Annotated in this window: 12 protein-coding genes; 1 reads left to right on the top strand and 11 read right to left on the bottom strand. The window is 57.0% G+C overall.

What is annotated here, in order from left to right; translation table 11 throughout:
• Positions 1-225: 225 nt before the first annotated feature.
• The 10 genes from NTD81_RS09055 to NTD81_RS09010 form a co-directional block, all read right to left on the bottom strand.
• On the bottom strand, positions 226-936 hold the full coding sequence (locus tag NTD81_RS09055) for an SDR family oxidoreductase (RefSeq protein ID WP_262181793.1): 711 nt from the start codon (positions 934-936) through the stop codon (positions 226-228).
• Positions 936-1,319, bottom strand: coding sequence for a 5-carboxymethyl-2-hydroxymuconate Delta-isomerase (locus NTD81_RS09050; RefSeq protein WP_262181792.1), 384 nt, complete (start codon positions 1,317-1,319; stop codon positions 936-938). Before NTD81_RS09050 ends, NTD81_RS09055 begins: the two co-directional genes overlap by 1 nt.
• Positions 1,320-1,334: 15 nt before the next feature.
• Entirely contained in the window at positions 1,335-2,717 is a 1,383-nt protein-coding gene (locus tag NTD81_RS09045) for an MFS transporter (RefSeq protein WP_262181791.1), read from the bottom strand.
• Positions 2,714-3,994, bottom strand: coding sequence for a hypothetical protein (locus tag NTD81_RS09040; RefSeq protein ID WP_262181790.1), 1,281 nt, complete (start codon positions 3,992-3,994; stop codon positions 2,714-2,716). The genes NTD81_RS09045 and NTD81_RS09040 overlap by 4 nt, the downstream gene beginning before the upstream one ends.
• A 45-nt stretch (positions 3,995-4,039) precedes the next feature.
• Positions 4,040-4,918 (bottom strand): hypothetical protein, encoded by an 879-nt coding sequence (locus NTD81_RS09035; RefSeq protein WP_262181789.1) that lies wholly within the window; start codon positions 4,916-4,918, stop codon positions 4,040-4,042.
• An 8-nt stretch (positions 4,919-4,926) separates the two neighbouring features.
• A complete protein-coding gene (locus tag NTD81_RS09030; protein WP_262181788.1) occupies positions 4,927-6,696 on the bottom strand; it encodes a thiamine pyrophosphate-dependent enzyme in 1,770 nt (589 codons plus the stop codon).
• A 17-nt stretch (positions 6,697-6,713) separates the two neighbouring features.
• Positions 6,714-7,865 carry an enolase C-terminal domain-like protein gene (locus NTD81_RS09025; protein WP_262181787.1) on the bottom strand — a complete coding sequence of 384 codons (1,152 nt, stop codon included), beginning with the start codon at positions 7,863-7,865 and terminating at the stop codon, positions 6,714-6,716.
• Entirely contained in the window at positions 7,831-8,703 is an 873-nt protein-coding gene (locus tag NTD81_RS09020) for a lysophospholipase (RefSeq protein ID WP_262181786.1), read from the bottom strand. Before NTD81_RS09020 ends, NTD81_RS09025 begins: the two co-directional genes overlap by 35 nt.
• An 11-nt stretch (positions 8,704-8,714) precedes the next feature.
• The gene (locus tag NTD81_RS09015; protein WP_262181785.1) at positions 8,715-10,379 is read right to left on the bottom strand and encodes a GH3 auxin-responsive promoter family protein; all 1,665 of its coding nucleotides are present in this window, start codon (positions 10,377-10,379) and stop codon (positions 8,715-8,717) included.
• Between the two features lie 89 nt (positions 10,380-10,468).
• On the bottom strand, positions 10,469-11,452 hold the full coding sequence (locus NTD81_RS09010; protein ID WP_262181784.1) for an aldo/keto reductase: 984 nt from the start codon (positions 11,450-11,452) through the stop codon (positions 10,469-10,471).
• A gap of 482 nt (positions 11,453-11,934) precedes the next feature.
• Between NTD81_RS09010 and NTD81_RS09005 the strand changes: the two genes are divergently transcribed.
• Positions 11,935-12,840, top strand: a complete 906-nt coding sequence (locus tag NTD81_RS09005) for a LysR family transcriptional regulator (protein WP_262181783.1) — start codon at positions 11,935-11,937, stop codon at positions 12,838-12,840.
• 903 nt (positions 12,841-13,743) lie between these two features.
• On the opposite strand, the gene NTD81_RS09000 is transcribed toward NTD81_RS09005, so the two are convergent.
• Complete coding sequence (locus tag NTD81_RS09000; RefSeq protein ID WP_262181782.1) at positions 13,744-14,943, bottom strand: dipeptidase; 1,200 nt, start codon at positions 14,941-14,943, stop codon at positions 13,744-13,746.
• Position 14,944 lies beyond the last annotated feature (1 nt).

Raw genomic sequence — 14,944 nt, 5'->3', positions numbered from 1 at the left:
GAGGGGCAGCTCTGTTTGCCTGGGGCGCTAAGCCCAGTCTGGCTGTAGTGTCTTGGCAGTCTGTATTGGTAAGGATTGGCCCTGCGCGGCAAGCGCGCTGGCGGTCCTTACCCGATTGCCCGATAAGGCAGAAAAACCTGTGTTGTTTTGCACGGTGGATATGGTCAAGACAGCGCCGGAGCCTGTTCCCGGATGGTTACCAGGCTCGGCGCTGGTCAGGCTTGATTAGGCAATTCGTCCGCCGCCATCGACAAATACCGTTGAGCCGCTGGTGTAGCCGTTATCTATCAAGAAGCTGATGGCTTTAGCGACATCCTCCGCCAGCCCGACGCGGCCCACCGGCAAGCGTTTGGCCACCGTATCGAACATCGCCTCGCGTTTATCCTCGGCTAGGCCGGCCCAGAGTTCGGTATTGAGTAAGCCGGGGGAAACCGTATTGACGCGCACGGGGGCAAGTTCGAGCGCCAGTGCTCGACCCAGCGCTTCAAGAGCCGCGTTAATCGCGGACTGTAACGCGCTGGCCTTACCCGGGCGCAGCGACAGGTAACCGGCCACGAAGGTTATGGAGCCCTGATCCGCTATGGGGATGTACTTGGCCGCGTTGTAGGCGCCCCAGAACTTGCTGTCCATGGCCCTCCGGGCGTCGTCATCGGCCAAGGCGGCGAGGCTGCCCATGGGCGTTTCAGCAGCGCTAATGACTAAGTGCTGCCACGCCGGACCATCACGCAGCGCTTGCAGTTGGGCGCTGTCGGTGATGTCGAGGGGCAAAAGTTGGGTGGCATCGCTGAGCTGGCGTTTGGCAGCCTTGAGTTTTTCAAGGCTGCGTGAGGCGATGGTCACCTTTGCGCCCAGGCGCTCAAGCAGTTGCGCGGTTGCCAGACCAACGCCAGATGAGCCGCCGATAACCAGCACGGTTGAATCCTGAAAATTGGACATCAGACTTTCCCCGCCAAGTCAGAGGAGCGCACGCGCGCGTAGGAGGCTCTTTCAAGCTCGCTGATCTGTACGGCTATGTCGCAGTTGCCGTTGCTCAGCGCCTGGTGAAAGTGCTCTGAGAGGACCTGCAGGGCCACCTGGCTAAGGTTCTGTTTCTGTTCTGCGGTTTTGCCGAAAAAGGTTTCAATGTTCAGTCGCACGAACGAGGCGTTGTCATGGCCCAGGCCAATATGGAAGTTCTCAACCGGGAAAATTCGCGACTTGAAGTCTTGGCTGCGCAAATCACCGGCCTCGGCCAGTTGTCCATGCAACTGGTTAAACAGCGTTTCAGTGTCGAGGCCGGCGCCGACGTTGGCGGAATACTCGAGGGTCATATGTGGCATCTTGAGAGTCCTTGCTCAGGAAGTTGATTTGCAGGCGATGACTTGCGGCTTGCTAAAACCGCTCAGCACGAGGGCAATGCACACCACCAGCGCGCCGGAAGCAACGATCAGCGCGGGTGTGATGCCCTGGTTGAACGACTCACCGGCAAAGTCACCGAGTAGCAGTCCCATGGACGCCACGCCAATCAGCCCGCCGATCTGCCGCGAGGCATTGAGCACACCGGAGGCGACGCCGATATGCTTGCTGTCAGCGCTCGACACCATGGCGTTGGTAACGGCTGGCACAGCCAGGCCAATGCCAAAACCGGCGACGATAAACTGAACCAGCATTGCGCCGTACGATTGGCCGTTGAGGAAGGGCACGATGGTGGCGTAACCCAGCGCGGCCAGTCCGGTGCCGAGCAGCAAGGTCTGGCGGAAGCCACGGCGCACCATCAGTTTGGCGGAATAGAGGTTGGCTAACATGATCGCGCCGGTCATTGGCAGGAAGGCCAGGCCAGTCTCCAGCGGTGAGTAATGCCAGCTGTATTGGAAGTACAGGCTGAACAGAAACACCAGGCCGTAGAAAGCAAAGTTGATCATCACGCCGATGAGCGCCGCCGCCGTGAATTGTTTGTTGGCAAACAGGGACAGCGGCAGCATTGGCGCGTTGACGCGCTGTTCGACCAAGATGAACAAGGCCGTGGCGACGACGAACCCGGCGGCGCTGAACAGCACTTCAGGGGAGTGCAGGCCGTAGGCGTTGACCTGAATAAGTGCATAGGTCAGGCAGCTCAGTGCCGCGACTGCCAACACTTGCCCGGCGATATCGATCCGCCGGTCAGCGAAGGAGCTTTTCTCAAGCACGAACACATAGGCCAGGGTAATGCCAAGCGCCGCTATGGGAATGTTGACGTAGAAGATCGAGCGCCAGCCGAACATGGAAATCAACGTGCCGCCGAACACCGGGCCAAACGCAAGGGCCATACCGCCTGCGGCCGCCCACAAGCTGATGGCCCGACTGCGTTCGTTGGTATCCGGGAACGTCTGGTTGAGGATCGCCAGCGAGGCGGGAACCACCAATGCCGCTCCCAAGCCTTGCAGCAAGCGAAACACGATCAAGCTGGTGAGACTATCGGCATTGCCGCACAGCCAAGAGGCTAGGGCAAACAGGGCGAAGCCGATCAAAAATACCCGCTTGGGGCCGAAGCGGTCACCCAAGGAACCGGTGGTGAGCAGAAACGAGGCGAAGGTGAGCGTGTAGCCGTTCACCACCCACTCCAGATGCGCGAGGCTGCCGTCGAACTCGCCATAAATCTGTTGCAGGGCCACATTGACCACGCTGACGTCGAGAATGACGATTACAAAAGCCAGGCAGGCAGAGGCCAGGCTCAGCTTCTTTCTCAAAGAACTATTCATAATGCGATGCCCATTGCAGTGATAGGAGCGGGTAGTGATGTGTCCAGCAGTCCTAGGTGGGTCATAAGCGCGTAGTCAATTTCTTTGACCAAGGCGTCGGACATAGCTGGGGTGGCGTACGAATACAGAATTTGCAGGCGTCCGCGGAAAGAGCTCAGGTGCAGCACGACGCTGTAGTTGGCCACGTTGCGGTTGACGGCTGTTTCGACGAAATCCACGTGCTGGCAGATGGCTGAGGTGAAGTCCGTATTGCCGCTATTGGTGATGCACGGGCCGCGAAAGTGTTCCGCCGCACACAGCTGCTCGACTTGGGCTTTTATCGCCGGGTGCGCCAGCGTACTGGGCGCCCAGCCAGTACCGGCCTTCGACATCGCACTGCGGTAGCGCACTGCCTGTGAGTCCAGCGTTAGCGCTGTGAGCGGCATCTGACACGCCAGCACGTGAATATTGCAGCCCAGCCCATCGGCCAACTCCTCGGTGAAATACCGCCGGGAGCTGATGGCGGTGTACAGCTCGACTTGGTCGCTACCCAGGCAGCTGGCATAGGACAGGGCGAGGGCCGTGGCGAAACACTCATTGAGGCTGAGCCCCCGGCGTTTGCACGCGGTCATGATGGATGCCGAGAGCGTGCGGTCGAACAGGCGCCGGTGAATGCGGGTTTGCCGCTCGCTGATGGCCGTGCGCGTGCAGTGGCGCAGCGCTTCAGGCGCGGGGCCGGGAGCGGCTGTAGGCAGACTCTCAGGGGCTGTACTCGGCGTGTTCAGCGGGCTGCCCACGCGATTAGGGATTAACGGGGTCAGTGGCGCCGTGGTGACATTCCATAACAGGATTTCCAGCAGCGACTGCAGCAGTTGCCGCGTACTGAAAGCATCCGAGATCACATGGCTGCGGGTGAAATACAGGTACAGCGCGCCTGCTTGTATGACCGCCGATAGCCGCCACTGCCAGGCGCTGTGCAATGGCGTATTGAGTTCTTCGCTAAAGCAGGCTGGATGATCGAACCATTGGTGTTCATGGCGAACACTCAGTTGTTTGGCCTGGTATGGCTGCGCCGTGAAGTGCAGCTGCTCTTGTTCGGTATCCGTATGGCTGCTCTGCACAGCTATGTTCAGCACTGCATGCCTGGCCGCCCAATCGGTCAGTCTGGCTGACAGCGTATTGCTGTCGAAATTGCCGCGCACGCGTAAGGCGGTCACCACTTGGGTCGAGCCATTAGCCATGGCGTGCAGGTAATGGAACGTCGCCTCCACATCGCTCAGTACTCTGAGTGTCTTCATAGATCCCTCTTGGCCACGCACTAGGTTCATCCCTGGAACAAGCGTTTAGGCACTCTGCAGCATCAGTGGGTTGGACAGTCCTAGATCGAGTTCGTTGAAGCGCAGCGAAATCGTGTCGCCATCAATGAGGGCGTGACCATGGTCATAGCTGTTGCGGTCGGCACCGATATAGAGGTAGTGGACCAGGCCGGGTTGTCTAAGCGAGGGTGAGCTGAACAGGCTGTCGGTTAGGTGCTCGCGCTGGTAATAGAGCTGGTCCAGACCGGTTTCAAAGACGCTGCTGAACACCGACTGCTGGTTGCGGTAAACCTGGCAGGTGCCTGTCAGTACCAACGGTGGCGGGCCAAGGAAGACCCGCTCGCTGACGGAGCACTCCTTTAGTTTGGCGTAGGAAAAAGCCGTGGCAGAGGCCTTGATGGCGCCAATGTCGGTGATGTCATTGCCGACGGTAAAGCCGATGTAGCGTGGCTTACGCTGGGCGTCGATGATGTAGATCAGGACGATTTCGGCCTCTTCACAGATCGCGGTAATGCCGCTTTCGATCATCAGTGTGTCGCCGTCGGCCTTGAGCACATGTCCCGGCCCTTTGTAGAACCAAACCGGCAGAGGGTTGACGGTATTGCCGGTGGACAGCACCTTTTTCTTATTGGTCAGGCCAAAACCACTGATCACTGCCGCAGACTTATGCGCCGGCAGTAAGGGCGGGATTGGCTGGCGCTCGTGGGCCGTAGCGGCGGGCAGGCGCTGCTCGACACTGGAGTCGATCAGCAACTGCTTGAACCGCTCAACGTCGTAGTCTGCCTGGAGCAGGAATTCATGCAGTGCGCCGGGCACGTAGGGGTAGGCCAACAATTCCCCGCCGCGCTGCGTGGCGAAGGAAACATAGGTTTGATTGCGGTAAGTGAACTCAAAGAAAGTATTCATCGGCATTCCTATTGAATGAGCAGTTCTACCACTGCGGGTTTTCCGTGCTGGCTGATGTACGCCACCGCCTCATGCACCGTGGCAATGATGTCGGCGGCTGTGTTCACCACGGGATAGGCTTTGATATTGAAAGACTGAGCAAGCTGGACGAAATCGACGGGGTTCTCGTAAAAGCTGGTGGCGATATGGGCTTTGTCGATATCCCGGTTGCGCGCGCCGGCCACCCGCGCGGCGTGTTGGGTGGAGTTGAAGTACAGCTGGTTGTTCATGACGATGATCAGCAGCGGGATGTTGTAGGCAGACAGCGTCCATAAACCGCTGGGGGTGTAGAGAAAATCGCCGTCGGACTGCAAGTTGACGCACAGCTGCTGCTCATCTTTGAGCGCCAGGGCGGCGCCGATCGACGCCCCCAGGCCATAGCCCAGGCCACCGCCGCCATTGAGGCCCAAGTAGCAGTTGGGCCGCTCGAGGTGCCAAAGCTTTTTCACCCAGCCATCGACCGTGAGGCTGCCGCTATTGGTCAGCACCCAGGGAGTGTCCGCCAGTGCCGCGCCGATTTGCTGGACGGCGACGCTGACGTGGGGGATGTCATCTGTGTGGTGTGCCTCGAGCTGGCTTTGGATCAGCGCTCGGGCGGCGTGTTGTGCCGGCAGCAGAGCCTTGTCGGTGAAGCTCTTTTGCACCTGTAGCGAGGCTGACTGAGGCTGCGCGTGGCGTGTCTGCAGTGCATTGAGCAGCGACTCGAGTGAGGCCTGGGTGGCGCCGATGTACTTAGTGCAGTGGGGCACGTGGCGTTGGTAGTCGGCGGCCCATTTGCTGCTGAGCAAGTCGTTGCAGTCGAGCGCGGTCACCGTCACCTCGCGAGTGATGGTGGGTAATGACTGACCGGGGAAGAGATCCAGCAGGGCGCCTTCCAAGTCCTGCACCTCTATGGCGAGAACAAGGTCCGCGTGGACGAAGTGGCTGCGCTCGTACTGGGTGCCGTTACGCAGATGGCGGCTGGGGAAGTTGAAGCGGTTGCCCCGGTCAATGATCACGGCTTGGGTCAGCTCAGCGATGGCGATCAAGGACTGGATGGTGGCCGGTGCCCGGCCTGAGAAATCCAGCACGATGACGGGCGCGCGGGCCGCCAGCAGTTGCTGGGCAATCTTGTCGCTGGTGGCCGCGTCGAGGCCGCCTAACAGTGGCAACGGTTCGGGTACGGGGAGGCTGGCCTGCAACTCGGCCTGGAGCGGTTGCTCCTGCACGTCGAAGTCCACGGCGACCAACACCGGGGCCGGCACGCCGACCTCCATGATTTTTCGCGCCCTGAACAGGGCTTCGACCGTGGCTACCTGGCTGGTGGGTTGATCGCTCCATTTGACGAACTCATTGACCGCTGTCGGCAGGTGCGCCGAGGTATGGATCCAGTCGATCCACGGACGGCGCTTGGCCGCATCGATGGGGCCGTTGCCGGCAATCATGAACAGCGGTACGCGGTCGCACCAGGCATTGAAGATCGCCATGGAGGCGTGCAGCAGCCCGACATTGGCATGGATAAGCACGGCCATGTGTTTGCCAGAGGCTTTGTAGTAACCGTGGGCGATCGCCACCGCGATTTCTTCGTGGCAAGCCATGACAATCTCGGGGGCAAAGTCTTGGTTGTGCTCGAAGACGAGCGAATCGTGAATCCCACGGAAGGAGGCCCCGGGGTTGAAAACCACTTTGTCAAAACCGTGCACACTGAGGAACTTGACGATGTAATCGGAAAAGTAAGTCGTCTCTGGGAGGCTAGCCATGATTTGCATCCTTGCGCTCAGATCAAACGCGTCTGTTTGAATTGCGAGATGACCGGGGTCACGGTGGTGCCGAAACCTGCATGGGCAGGCGCGTTGATTCGGTTGGTCAGGCGGTTGACGGTGGATGAGGGCTGAGCAACGGGGACTTGGAAAAACAGGTCGGATTGCCCCGCCTCGGTGGTGAATGCCTTGGGCAGCAGGAAGCTCAAGGTGCGTCCGGCATCGATCAAGGTGGCGCACTCGGCGACTTGCACGCCGACTTGATAGCCAATGCCGTGTGCGTCGGCGAAGCGCGCCAGGCGCAGGGCAGGGCTGATGCCGCCCAGCTTGGCCACGCGTAAATTGAAGTGCGTGCAGCTGTGGTGCTGCAACGCTTGCTCGGCGTCGGCCAAGCTGCACAACGACTCATCCAGCATGACCTCGATGCCGGTGACGCGTTGCAAGGTGGCGAGTGCGCAGTAATTGCGCGCAGGCAATGGTTCTTCAACGATATCCACCTGTTGCTCACGCAGCTTTGGGCAGCGATCCAGCGCTTGCTCAAGCGTCCAAGCCATATTCACGTCGAAGATGATCGGTATGTGCTCGCCGAGCTGCGCGCGCAATGTTTGTAGCACCTGCAGATCTGCGCAAAAGTTCGAGCTGGCTTTGACCTTGACCACATGGAAGGGGCCGCGATTGGCGAGGAAATCCTCCACCGCCAAGCTGCTGTCCTTCACTTGCGAGAACGGTCGCGGTGGGTGCGGACCTTGGCCCTCGGCGAGGTGTGCCAATACCGAGGTCTGCAGCCGCTTCCCCAACACATCGAGTGCCAGCAGCTCCAGCGCGCAGCAGGTGTTGTTCTGCGCCGGTTCGCCGAGCAGAACACCGATGCCGTTGTCGAGCACCTGTTGCATGACATCGGCCGGGTCCTTGGATTCAAGGCCTGCGCGGTAGCGGCGCCAGTCGACCTGGGCCAGTTCCGTGGCCACCGTATCCAGTGTTTCCCCCGTGACATAGGACCTGGGGGCGCACTCGCCATTCGCCGTTATGCCCGCGCTTTGATAGGTGAGCACCATCGATTCAGCGTTGTTTCGCTGTTTCGCCGCATGGCCGAAGCTTCTAGCCATGGGCATGTCGACGGCGTAGGCGCTCAGCTCACACATGGTTGCTGTGACCATGTGACGAGACATAAGCGGACACCTGGTTGATCAAGCGTTGGCGAACGTTGGTGTACAGCAAGTAGTGTTTGTTCGCCGCAAGCTCGAGGGTTTCCCCTTGGTTGCCGAACAGCGCTAAGTACTGTTTTTTCGCGCTATCTAGGTTGATGACCGGGTCTTTATAGCCGCTGATATAAATGCTCGGCGTATTGCGGCTGAGTTCTTTTTGATACAGGTACATCATTTCCATCTCGACCAGGCGGGCTCGCGAGGAGGCTTTGAGCTGGCGAGTGGCGAGCACGTCAGTGCTGATGAAATCCACGTAGCGGCTTTGATCGGAAAAATCTTCGGCCTTGAGGCCGGCATCCCACAGCTCGTCTGACTGATCGCGAAGGAGCGCCTGGATCTTGTGTGGGGGCAGGGTGTGGTGGATTTTCCCCAGCCAGGCGGAGCAGAACACCAGCGATTCAAATTCAGTCTCGAATGCCGGATCTGCCAGCAGGGCGGCGAGAAACGAGCCGCCTAAGCAGTGCCCGAACAAGCCCAGTGGAATGTTATCGCCGACTTTCTCCCTTACGCTGCGGATGGCCGAGCGATAGTCGGCCAGCATCTGCTCGACCGGGGCCAGCTCCCCCCGTGGCCCATCGCTAATGCCGCAGCCACGGCGGTCCAGGGCATAGAACGCCACGTCGTTTTCAGCGAACTGACAGCCTGCTTCCCAGAGCCAGCCCGCGTGGCTTTGCAGGCCATGGAAATAGAAAACCGCAGCCTTAGGTGCCTCCGGTGTCCAGGAGTGCAGCGCGAGGTTACAGTCGCCCATGGGGAGATATTCAATGCAGCGTTCTACTTCTTTGGCATTTACTGTGCGCATGTCAGCCTCTGTTAACGAGTTGTTACGGCAGAGATAAAATCCAGGTTTTGCTGAAAGGGCTTGTACTTGTACTGATTGGCGTTGGGCCCGGCGCGCTTGCTCTCGACGTAGTGAGTGATCGCATTCGAGTCCACGGCCCGCACTTCAATGGGGGCCAGCCGATTCGATTCGCGCTTCGACGCGTATTCGATGTTTTCGATCTTCAACTGGTCGTCGAGGGTGGCGGCTAGCTTTGCCGCGTTTTGGCCGTCGGCGGCGGGGACTTCGACCATCACCACGTAATGCGGCGGTTCTCCCCAAGACGGCCCGCACATGAACAAGCCTTTGCTCAGGCCATGCAGTTCGAGGCTTCTGTCCAGCGCTTCGCAGATTTGCGTTTCGGTCAGCTTCTCGCCGGTGAAGGAATGAAATACGCCATCGCGGCGAATGAAATGAAGCCAAGGTATGCCGTCGACAATCTGGTCGATGCGATAAATGTCCCCGGTCCAGAGCCTGTAGAAGCCATTGCCCTGGCTCATGATCAGGTGATAGTCCTGGCCCACTTGCAGCTGGTCGAAGGTCAGGGTTTCGACCTGCTCGCGCCGTTCAACAAGTTCCCGCAGTGCTACGTTGTGGGGTACGAACTCGAAGTAGGCTTGGTTGATAGCCAGCGGCTGGCTGTGTGCGGTGTTGTCGACCGGGATGGTGGTGACGCCCTCCGAGCCACAACTCATAAAGGGTAGTTTGCTCACACCCGGGAAGATGGTGTTGAGCTTGGCGCCGTACAAACCTGCCGAGGCGGTTAGCCAGCAGCTGATGAATTTCAGCTGTGGCCAGATGTCGACCAGGGTGAAGTCGGGCCGTGCCAGGATTGACTCCAGCTCCTGCGCCAAGGGCTCGTCAGGCGCACAGAATGGCGCACCTTCCAATGTACCGTTGCGCACATCCTTGATCAGGATCTCGCGGAATTTGGAAAAATAGTCCTTGATCGATATCAGCGTGCTGGGGTTGATCGCCGAGATACAGTGCAGTCGTTTACCGATGAAGTGACGGATGCGGTGATACATTTTCTGATCATGGGCAATCGGCATCTCCGGGACGAACCACGGCTCCTCGTACCACGGAGGGCACCAGTCGTTGGCATTGATGCGTGGGTGGCGATTGCTGATCGCCTGATGGCAAACACCTTGCAGATGCTCCTGCACATCTTCACGAACGGTCTGGGTGTCGAGGACAGCGTAGGGATGGTCGAGGATTTCCGGGTAGGCGCGGATATAAGTGGCCCACAGGACTTTCATCGCCGGTATGCGATAGCTCTGGAGCCAGTGCAGGGTGTAGGGGATCTTCTTGGGAACGCCGGTCGTGCCACTGGTTTTTAACCAGCGCATGACCGGGCTGCAGGTGAGCACGCCACCCTTGGATTGCGACTCGCGCTCAATGTAGGGCTCGAAATCTTCGTAGCGCATAATGGGTAAATGGTCGCGAAACGATTGCTCATCGGTGACCGACTCGCTGTAACCACTTTCGCGCCAATGCAGGGCATTACGGCTAATCGATATGATGTCTTGCAGGACTTCCAACTGCGCTTGTTTGGGCTGCCTCAACGAAGTCATGTAGTGCTCGTAGGCCATCATGCATTCGTGCAAGAACTCATCTTTGCGTCCATGCCAGTCGAGTGAAAGTTTTTTACGAGACATCGAAATTTCCTTATTTCGTAATGACAAGTTTTACTCAAGCACTGGAATTCTTTCTCACTGCAGGCGTTGGTTTTCAGGCATGGGTGTGCTCAACGATCGACGAAGGCCATCATTCTTTCGTTGTAGCGAGGCCCAGAGGCGGGGAGGTCACTGGTGATTTGCACGAGTTCGCGGAGCGTTTCTGGCGAGAGCTCAATGCCGGTCGCGGCGCAGTTTTGCTCAAGGTACTTGCGCCGTTTGGTGCCAGGGATGGGCACTATGTCGTCGCCCTGGGCCAAGATCCAACCGATGGCCAGTTGTGATGGGCTGATGCCAATTTTATTGGCCAGAGCGAGAATCTGTTTAGTGATCGACATGTTGTTGTCATAATTCTGGCCTTGCAGGCGCGGGTCCTGGGCGCGGAAATCGGTGTCGGGATAATGTTCCGCTCGCTCCACCGTGCCGGTGAGAAAGCCTCGCCCGAGCGGGCAGAAGGAGACCAGGCCGATACCGAGTTGGCGCAAGGTTGGCAGTACATCCTGCTCGATGTTGCGCTCCCACAACGAGTACTCGCTTTGCACCACCGACAGCGGATGAACCTTGTGCGCGCGCTCGATGGTGTTGACCCCGACTTCGCACAGGCCCAGGTATTTGACTTTGCCGGCCTGGACCAGTTGGCCCATGACGCCCACCACTTCTTCGATCGGGATGCTTGGGTCGATCCGGTGCTGATAGAGAACGTCAAGGTAATCGGTGTCCAGCCGCTTCAAGCTCGCGTTGACCACATCAACAATGTGCTCGGGACGGCTATTGACCCCAACGATCTTGCCATCGCGCAGGTCAAATCCGAACTTGGTGGCAATCACCGCTTTGTCGCGAACCCCTTTGAGCGCCTTGCCAATCAGCGTTTCATTGGTGAAGGGGCCGTAGGCCTCGGCGCTGTCGAAGAAATTCACCCCAAGGTCGATGGCCTGCAGCAGGGTGCGGGTGGATTCCACATCATCGGGTTCGCCATACCATTGGCTCATCCCCATACAACCTAAACCGAGCCTGGAAACCTTCAGACCTTGTGAGCCGAGTTTTACAAGTTTCATGTCTTACTCCTGAAGCTAAGTTGTGCAGCATCCATTTCTTTAATCTTTATCAAAGAAAAGTCATGTACTTGGTTAGTTTCAAGGTCTTTGCATCGCAAAAGCCACTGTGGTGTGGTGTGGTGTTCGGTACTGCCGAAGTGAAGGAAGTCCACCTCGATGTTTCGCTCGCGTACTATGCCTTTCCAGTTTTCATAGACAACCTTCATGCATTATCCCCGTCGATTAGTCCGCAACATGGGAGTAGAGCGTCTTACCTTCGGCGCGCCAGATAAAGCACTAATGATTGAAAACACTTTTTACATCGGCTGAAGAGTGGTATTAGTGAGGCGTGGTGTTGCTCAGAGTAGTCATTGTGCAAGAAAAATCCCTCAGCATCGAGCAGATGTGCGATCTGTCGGGGATAGAAAATCTTGCCCGGTGAACACGGAACGCATCTGCAAATTGCTGTGTTGAGTTCAGTGTAATACGGAGTGTTTGAGGTTATGGATAAACTTAGGGCGCTGCAGGTATTTGTGCAGGTTGTTGATAGTGCTAGCCTCACCAGAGCTGCTCAGAAACTCAACATGTCGGTCGCGATGGTCAGTAATTACATCAAGTATTTAGAAGGGGAGCTCGGTGCGGTACTGCTGTTGCGCACAACACGGAAGATATCCATTACCGACTTTGGCGCTTGTTACTACAAAACCTGTCGCAATATTTTTGATCTGTTGCGTGAGAGTGAAGAGGCTGCCTCTCATGTTGTTGAGAACCCCGAAGGGGTTTTGAACATCTCCATGCCGCGGACCTTTGGCATATTTGCCTTTCTGCCACTGCTCGATAAGTTTTATCAGGCTCTGCCAAAGATCAGAGTCGATGTCTCGATCAGTGATGAGCTGGTCGATTTCTCTGATAACCGCTTCGATGCCGCTGTGCGTTTGGGGGCACTGACTGATTCATGTTTGGTGGCCCGCCCACTGCGGCCTTACAAGTTGGTTTTATGCGCGGCCCCAGCCTACCTGGAGAAAAATGGCGTACCGGAAAAACCGGAGGATTTGGTCATCCACGAATGCATTGCGACGTATTTTGACGAGCACAAAACGACCTGGAACAGCTTGCAGAACACCTGGGAGTTTTTACGTATAGACGCCGAGTTCACTAAGGTTTCGGTCCCGGCTAGGATGCAGGTCAATGATGCCCAGGGGGTTTGCATCATGGTGCTGAGTGGGTATGGGATCGCCTTGCTTCCAGAGCTGATGGTCAGCGATCACCTGGCCGACGGGCGCTTGGTGGAGTTGTTGCCGGGTTATCAGGTACCGTCGCGGGCAATGCATCTGGTGTACCGCAAAAGTTCGCATATGCCATTCAAGCTCAAAGCCTTTATTGGCTTCATTATGGAAGAGTTCAGTTGAGCGGCTGGAATGACAGTGGCGCCAAATTGCCACTGCCAGCATGGCTGTATTTCTTTGAGGGTTGCTTGATCTTATAGCGCCATTATTGTCTGACTGAGTAATTGATTTACATATTATTGATGTTCAAAAGTACAATCAAAATAGTGGCCGTTACAGTTGGGGCCTAATTGATTTATGTTCGTGGCGACCACGAAAGAGGGGCGTGGGATTGTGGCGATAGGTTCGCTTGTGACTGGCTAGGGATTTTCTTTACTCGAAAAATTTTACGAAGATTTTACAGATACAATAGTGGTTGATTTGTTTAAATTGCTTGGCCTCATGTTTGTGAACTTTGTTTTTTACTGGTTTATTGCTTGGGGAAACAAACTTTTAGTCAGATAGTTATTTGGAACTTATTGGTTGAATGAGTGTGTTGTTTTTGTACGGCTGTTCCGCTTGATTGTTTGTTTGTGACCACTTTTGTATTTATAGATGCTGGATTTTTCGTCTTGTTCTTTAATTCGCCTTCACGATTTGATTGATTGGCAGGATTGGTAAGTGGTATTGCTGGTAAGGCTGTGGAGTATTTTGCAGTAGTACGCTGTTTAGGGCCTGTAAATATAATTTTATGCTGTGCTTTGGCTTTGTGAGGCTTGGCTGTCTGATATTTTTATAAATATTCTTAAATAATAATTAATATGCCTGTTATTTTGCCCTGTGATTTCCTCTTTGGGATCACCTGTGGGTTTGCATCTATTAATCGCTGAATGCCGCGTTGATAGTTGCTGCTGACGTATAAAACTCAGTGTAAAAGTTGCGAATCTGTCTTGTAACGGATGGGCCAGAGTATGCCGCTTGAGCCCACTAGCAAGGCTGTTTTGTGCATTAAATCATCGGCGCAAGCTTGTGGTTGCTTGATCATGTTTAGCGGGCCGCCGCTTGTGCTTCTTGCAACACCCGCAGCAAGTTGCCGCTCCAGATATTACCTATCTGCTCTTCGCTATAGCCGGCGTCCAGCAGGCGTTGGGTTATCACGGGGAGTCGGCTGACATCCTCCAGGCCGCTGACGCCGCCACCGCCATCCCAGTCGGCGCCGATGCCGACATGTTCAGTACCGGCCACTTCTAACAGGTGCAGCAGATGCTGCATAAACACATCGAGGCTGGCCTGCGGTTGGGCGAAGCGTTGGTTGATGCTGTCGCGCTCCTGGTAAAGCTGCTGGGTCTGCTCGGGGCTTAAGGCCGCGAGGTTGTGGAAGCGCGCGCCGAGTTGGGCCATGGCTTTGTTGCGTTCCAGATTGGTGCTGAGGGGGATCAGGTAATCGCTGTAGGCGTTGACCTGAATGACACCGCCTTTGGCCGCCAATTGACGCACGCGGGCATCGTCGAGGTTGCGTGGATGGTTGTTGACGGCGCGGCTGCTGGAGTGCGAGGCAATAATGGGCGCGCTGGATAACGCCAGCACTTGGTCGAATACCGCATCGCTGGCGTGGGACACGTCGAGCAGTATCCCCAGGCGATTGGCCTGCTGCACCAGCTCACGACCTTTGGGGCTCAGACCATGCCACTCGGGGAGTGCCGTGGCGGAGTCGGCCAACTCGTTATTCATAAAGTGCACCAGGCCGAGCATGCGCAGACCTTGGCGATAGTAGGTATTGAGCAGCTCGGGGGCGGAGCTAAGTGGCTCGGCGTTTTCCATGCTGATAAACACCACGCGTTTACCTTGAGCGGCGATACGCCGGGCGTCGTCGGCGTTCAGGGCCAGGGCGAAGCTTTCCGGGTTGCGTTCAATCACGTCGCGGATGCGGGTGAGGGTGGCTAAGCCATAAGCGCTGGCGTAAGCGCGGCCTTCTTCGGTGCGTGGCCCTTGCGGTGTGTAGATGGCGAAGAAGCCACCGTCCAGGCCGCCTTCACGCATGCGGGGCAAGTCGACCTGGCTGCCATCCTGGCGATAGTCATGACGCTCAAGAATATCCCAGCCGGGGCGGGTCAGGCTCAGTGGCGTATCGAGGTGGCTGTCGAGCACCAACAGGCGCTGGTGCAAGGCCAAAGCGGCTGGGCTAACACTGCTCTCGGCGCTGGCTAATAGCGGCAGAACGGCCAGCAGCATCAGGTACTTATGCATA

The sequence above is a fragment of the Pseudomonas sp. 5P_3.1_Bac2 genome, from assembly GCF_025465995.1.
GTDB lineage: Bacteria > Pseudomonadota > Gammaproteobacteria > Pseudomonadales > Pseudomonadaceae > Aquipseudomonas.
Note: the sequence above shows the minus strand (reverse complement) of the source record. Positions and strands in the feature narration are given on the sequence as shown.

Excerpts from the sequence above, each read along its gene's own strand:
- NTD81_RS09000 (WP_262181782.1), bottom strand. The coding sequence starts at position 14,943 with ATGCATAAGTACCTGATGCTGCTGGCCGTTCTGCCGCTATTAGCCAGC.
- NTD81_RS09055 (WP_262181793.1), bottom strand. The coding sequence starts at position 936 with ATGTCCAATTTTCAGGATTCAACCGTGCTGGTTATCGGCGGCTCATCT.
- NTD81_RS09015 (WP_262181785.1), bottom strand. The coding sequence starts at position 10,379 with ATGTCTCGTAAAAAACTTTCACTCGACTGGCATGGACGCAAAGATGAG.
- NTD81_RS09030 (WP_262181788.1), bottom strand. The coding sequence starts at position 6,696 with ATGGCTAGCCTCCCAGAGACGACTTACTTTTCCGATTACATCGTCAAG.
- NTD81_RS09005 (WP_262181783.1), top strand. The coding sequence starts at position 11,935 with ATGGATAAACTTAGGGCGCTGCAGGTATTTGTGCAGGTTGTTGATAGT.
- NTD81_RS09010 (WP_262181784.1), bottom strand. The coding sequence starts at position 11,452 with ATGAAACTTGTAAAACTCGGCTCACAAGGTCTGAAGGTTTCCAGGCTC.
- NTD81_RS09035 (WP_262181789.1), bottom strand. The coding sequence starts at position 4,918 with ATGAATACTTTCTTTGAGTTCACTTACCGCAATCAAACCTATGTTTCC.
- NTD81_RS09020 (WP_262181786.1), bottom strand. The coding sequence starts at position 8,703 with ATGCGCACAGTAAATGCCAAAGAAGTAGAACGCTGCATTGAATATCTC.
- NTD81_RS09050 (WP_262181792.1), bottom strand. The coding sequence starts at position 1,319 with ATGCCACATATGACCCTCGAGTATTCCGCCAACGTCGGCGCCGGCCTC.
- NTD81_RS09045 (WP_262181791.1), bottom strand. The coding sequence starts at position 2,717 with ATGAATAGTTCTTTGAGAAAGAAGCTGAGCCTGGCCTCTGCCTGCCTG.
- NTD81_RS09040 (WP_262181790.1), bottom strand. The coding sequence starts at position 3,994 with ATGAAGACACTCAGAGTACTGAGCGATGTGGAGGCGACGTTCCATTAC.
- NTD81_RS09025 (WP_262181787.1), bottom strand. The coding sequence starts at position 7,865 with ATGTCTCGTCACATGGTCACAGCAACCATGTGTGAGCTGAGCGCCTAC.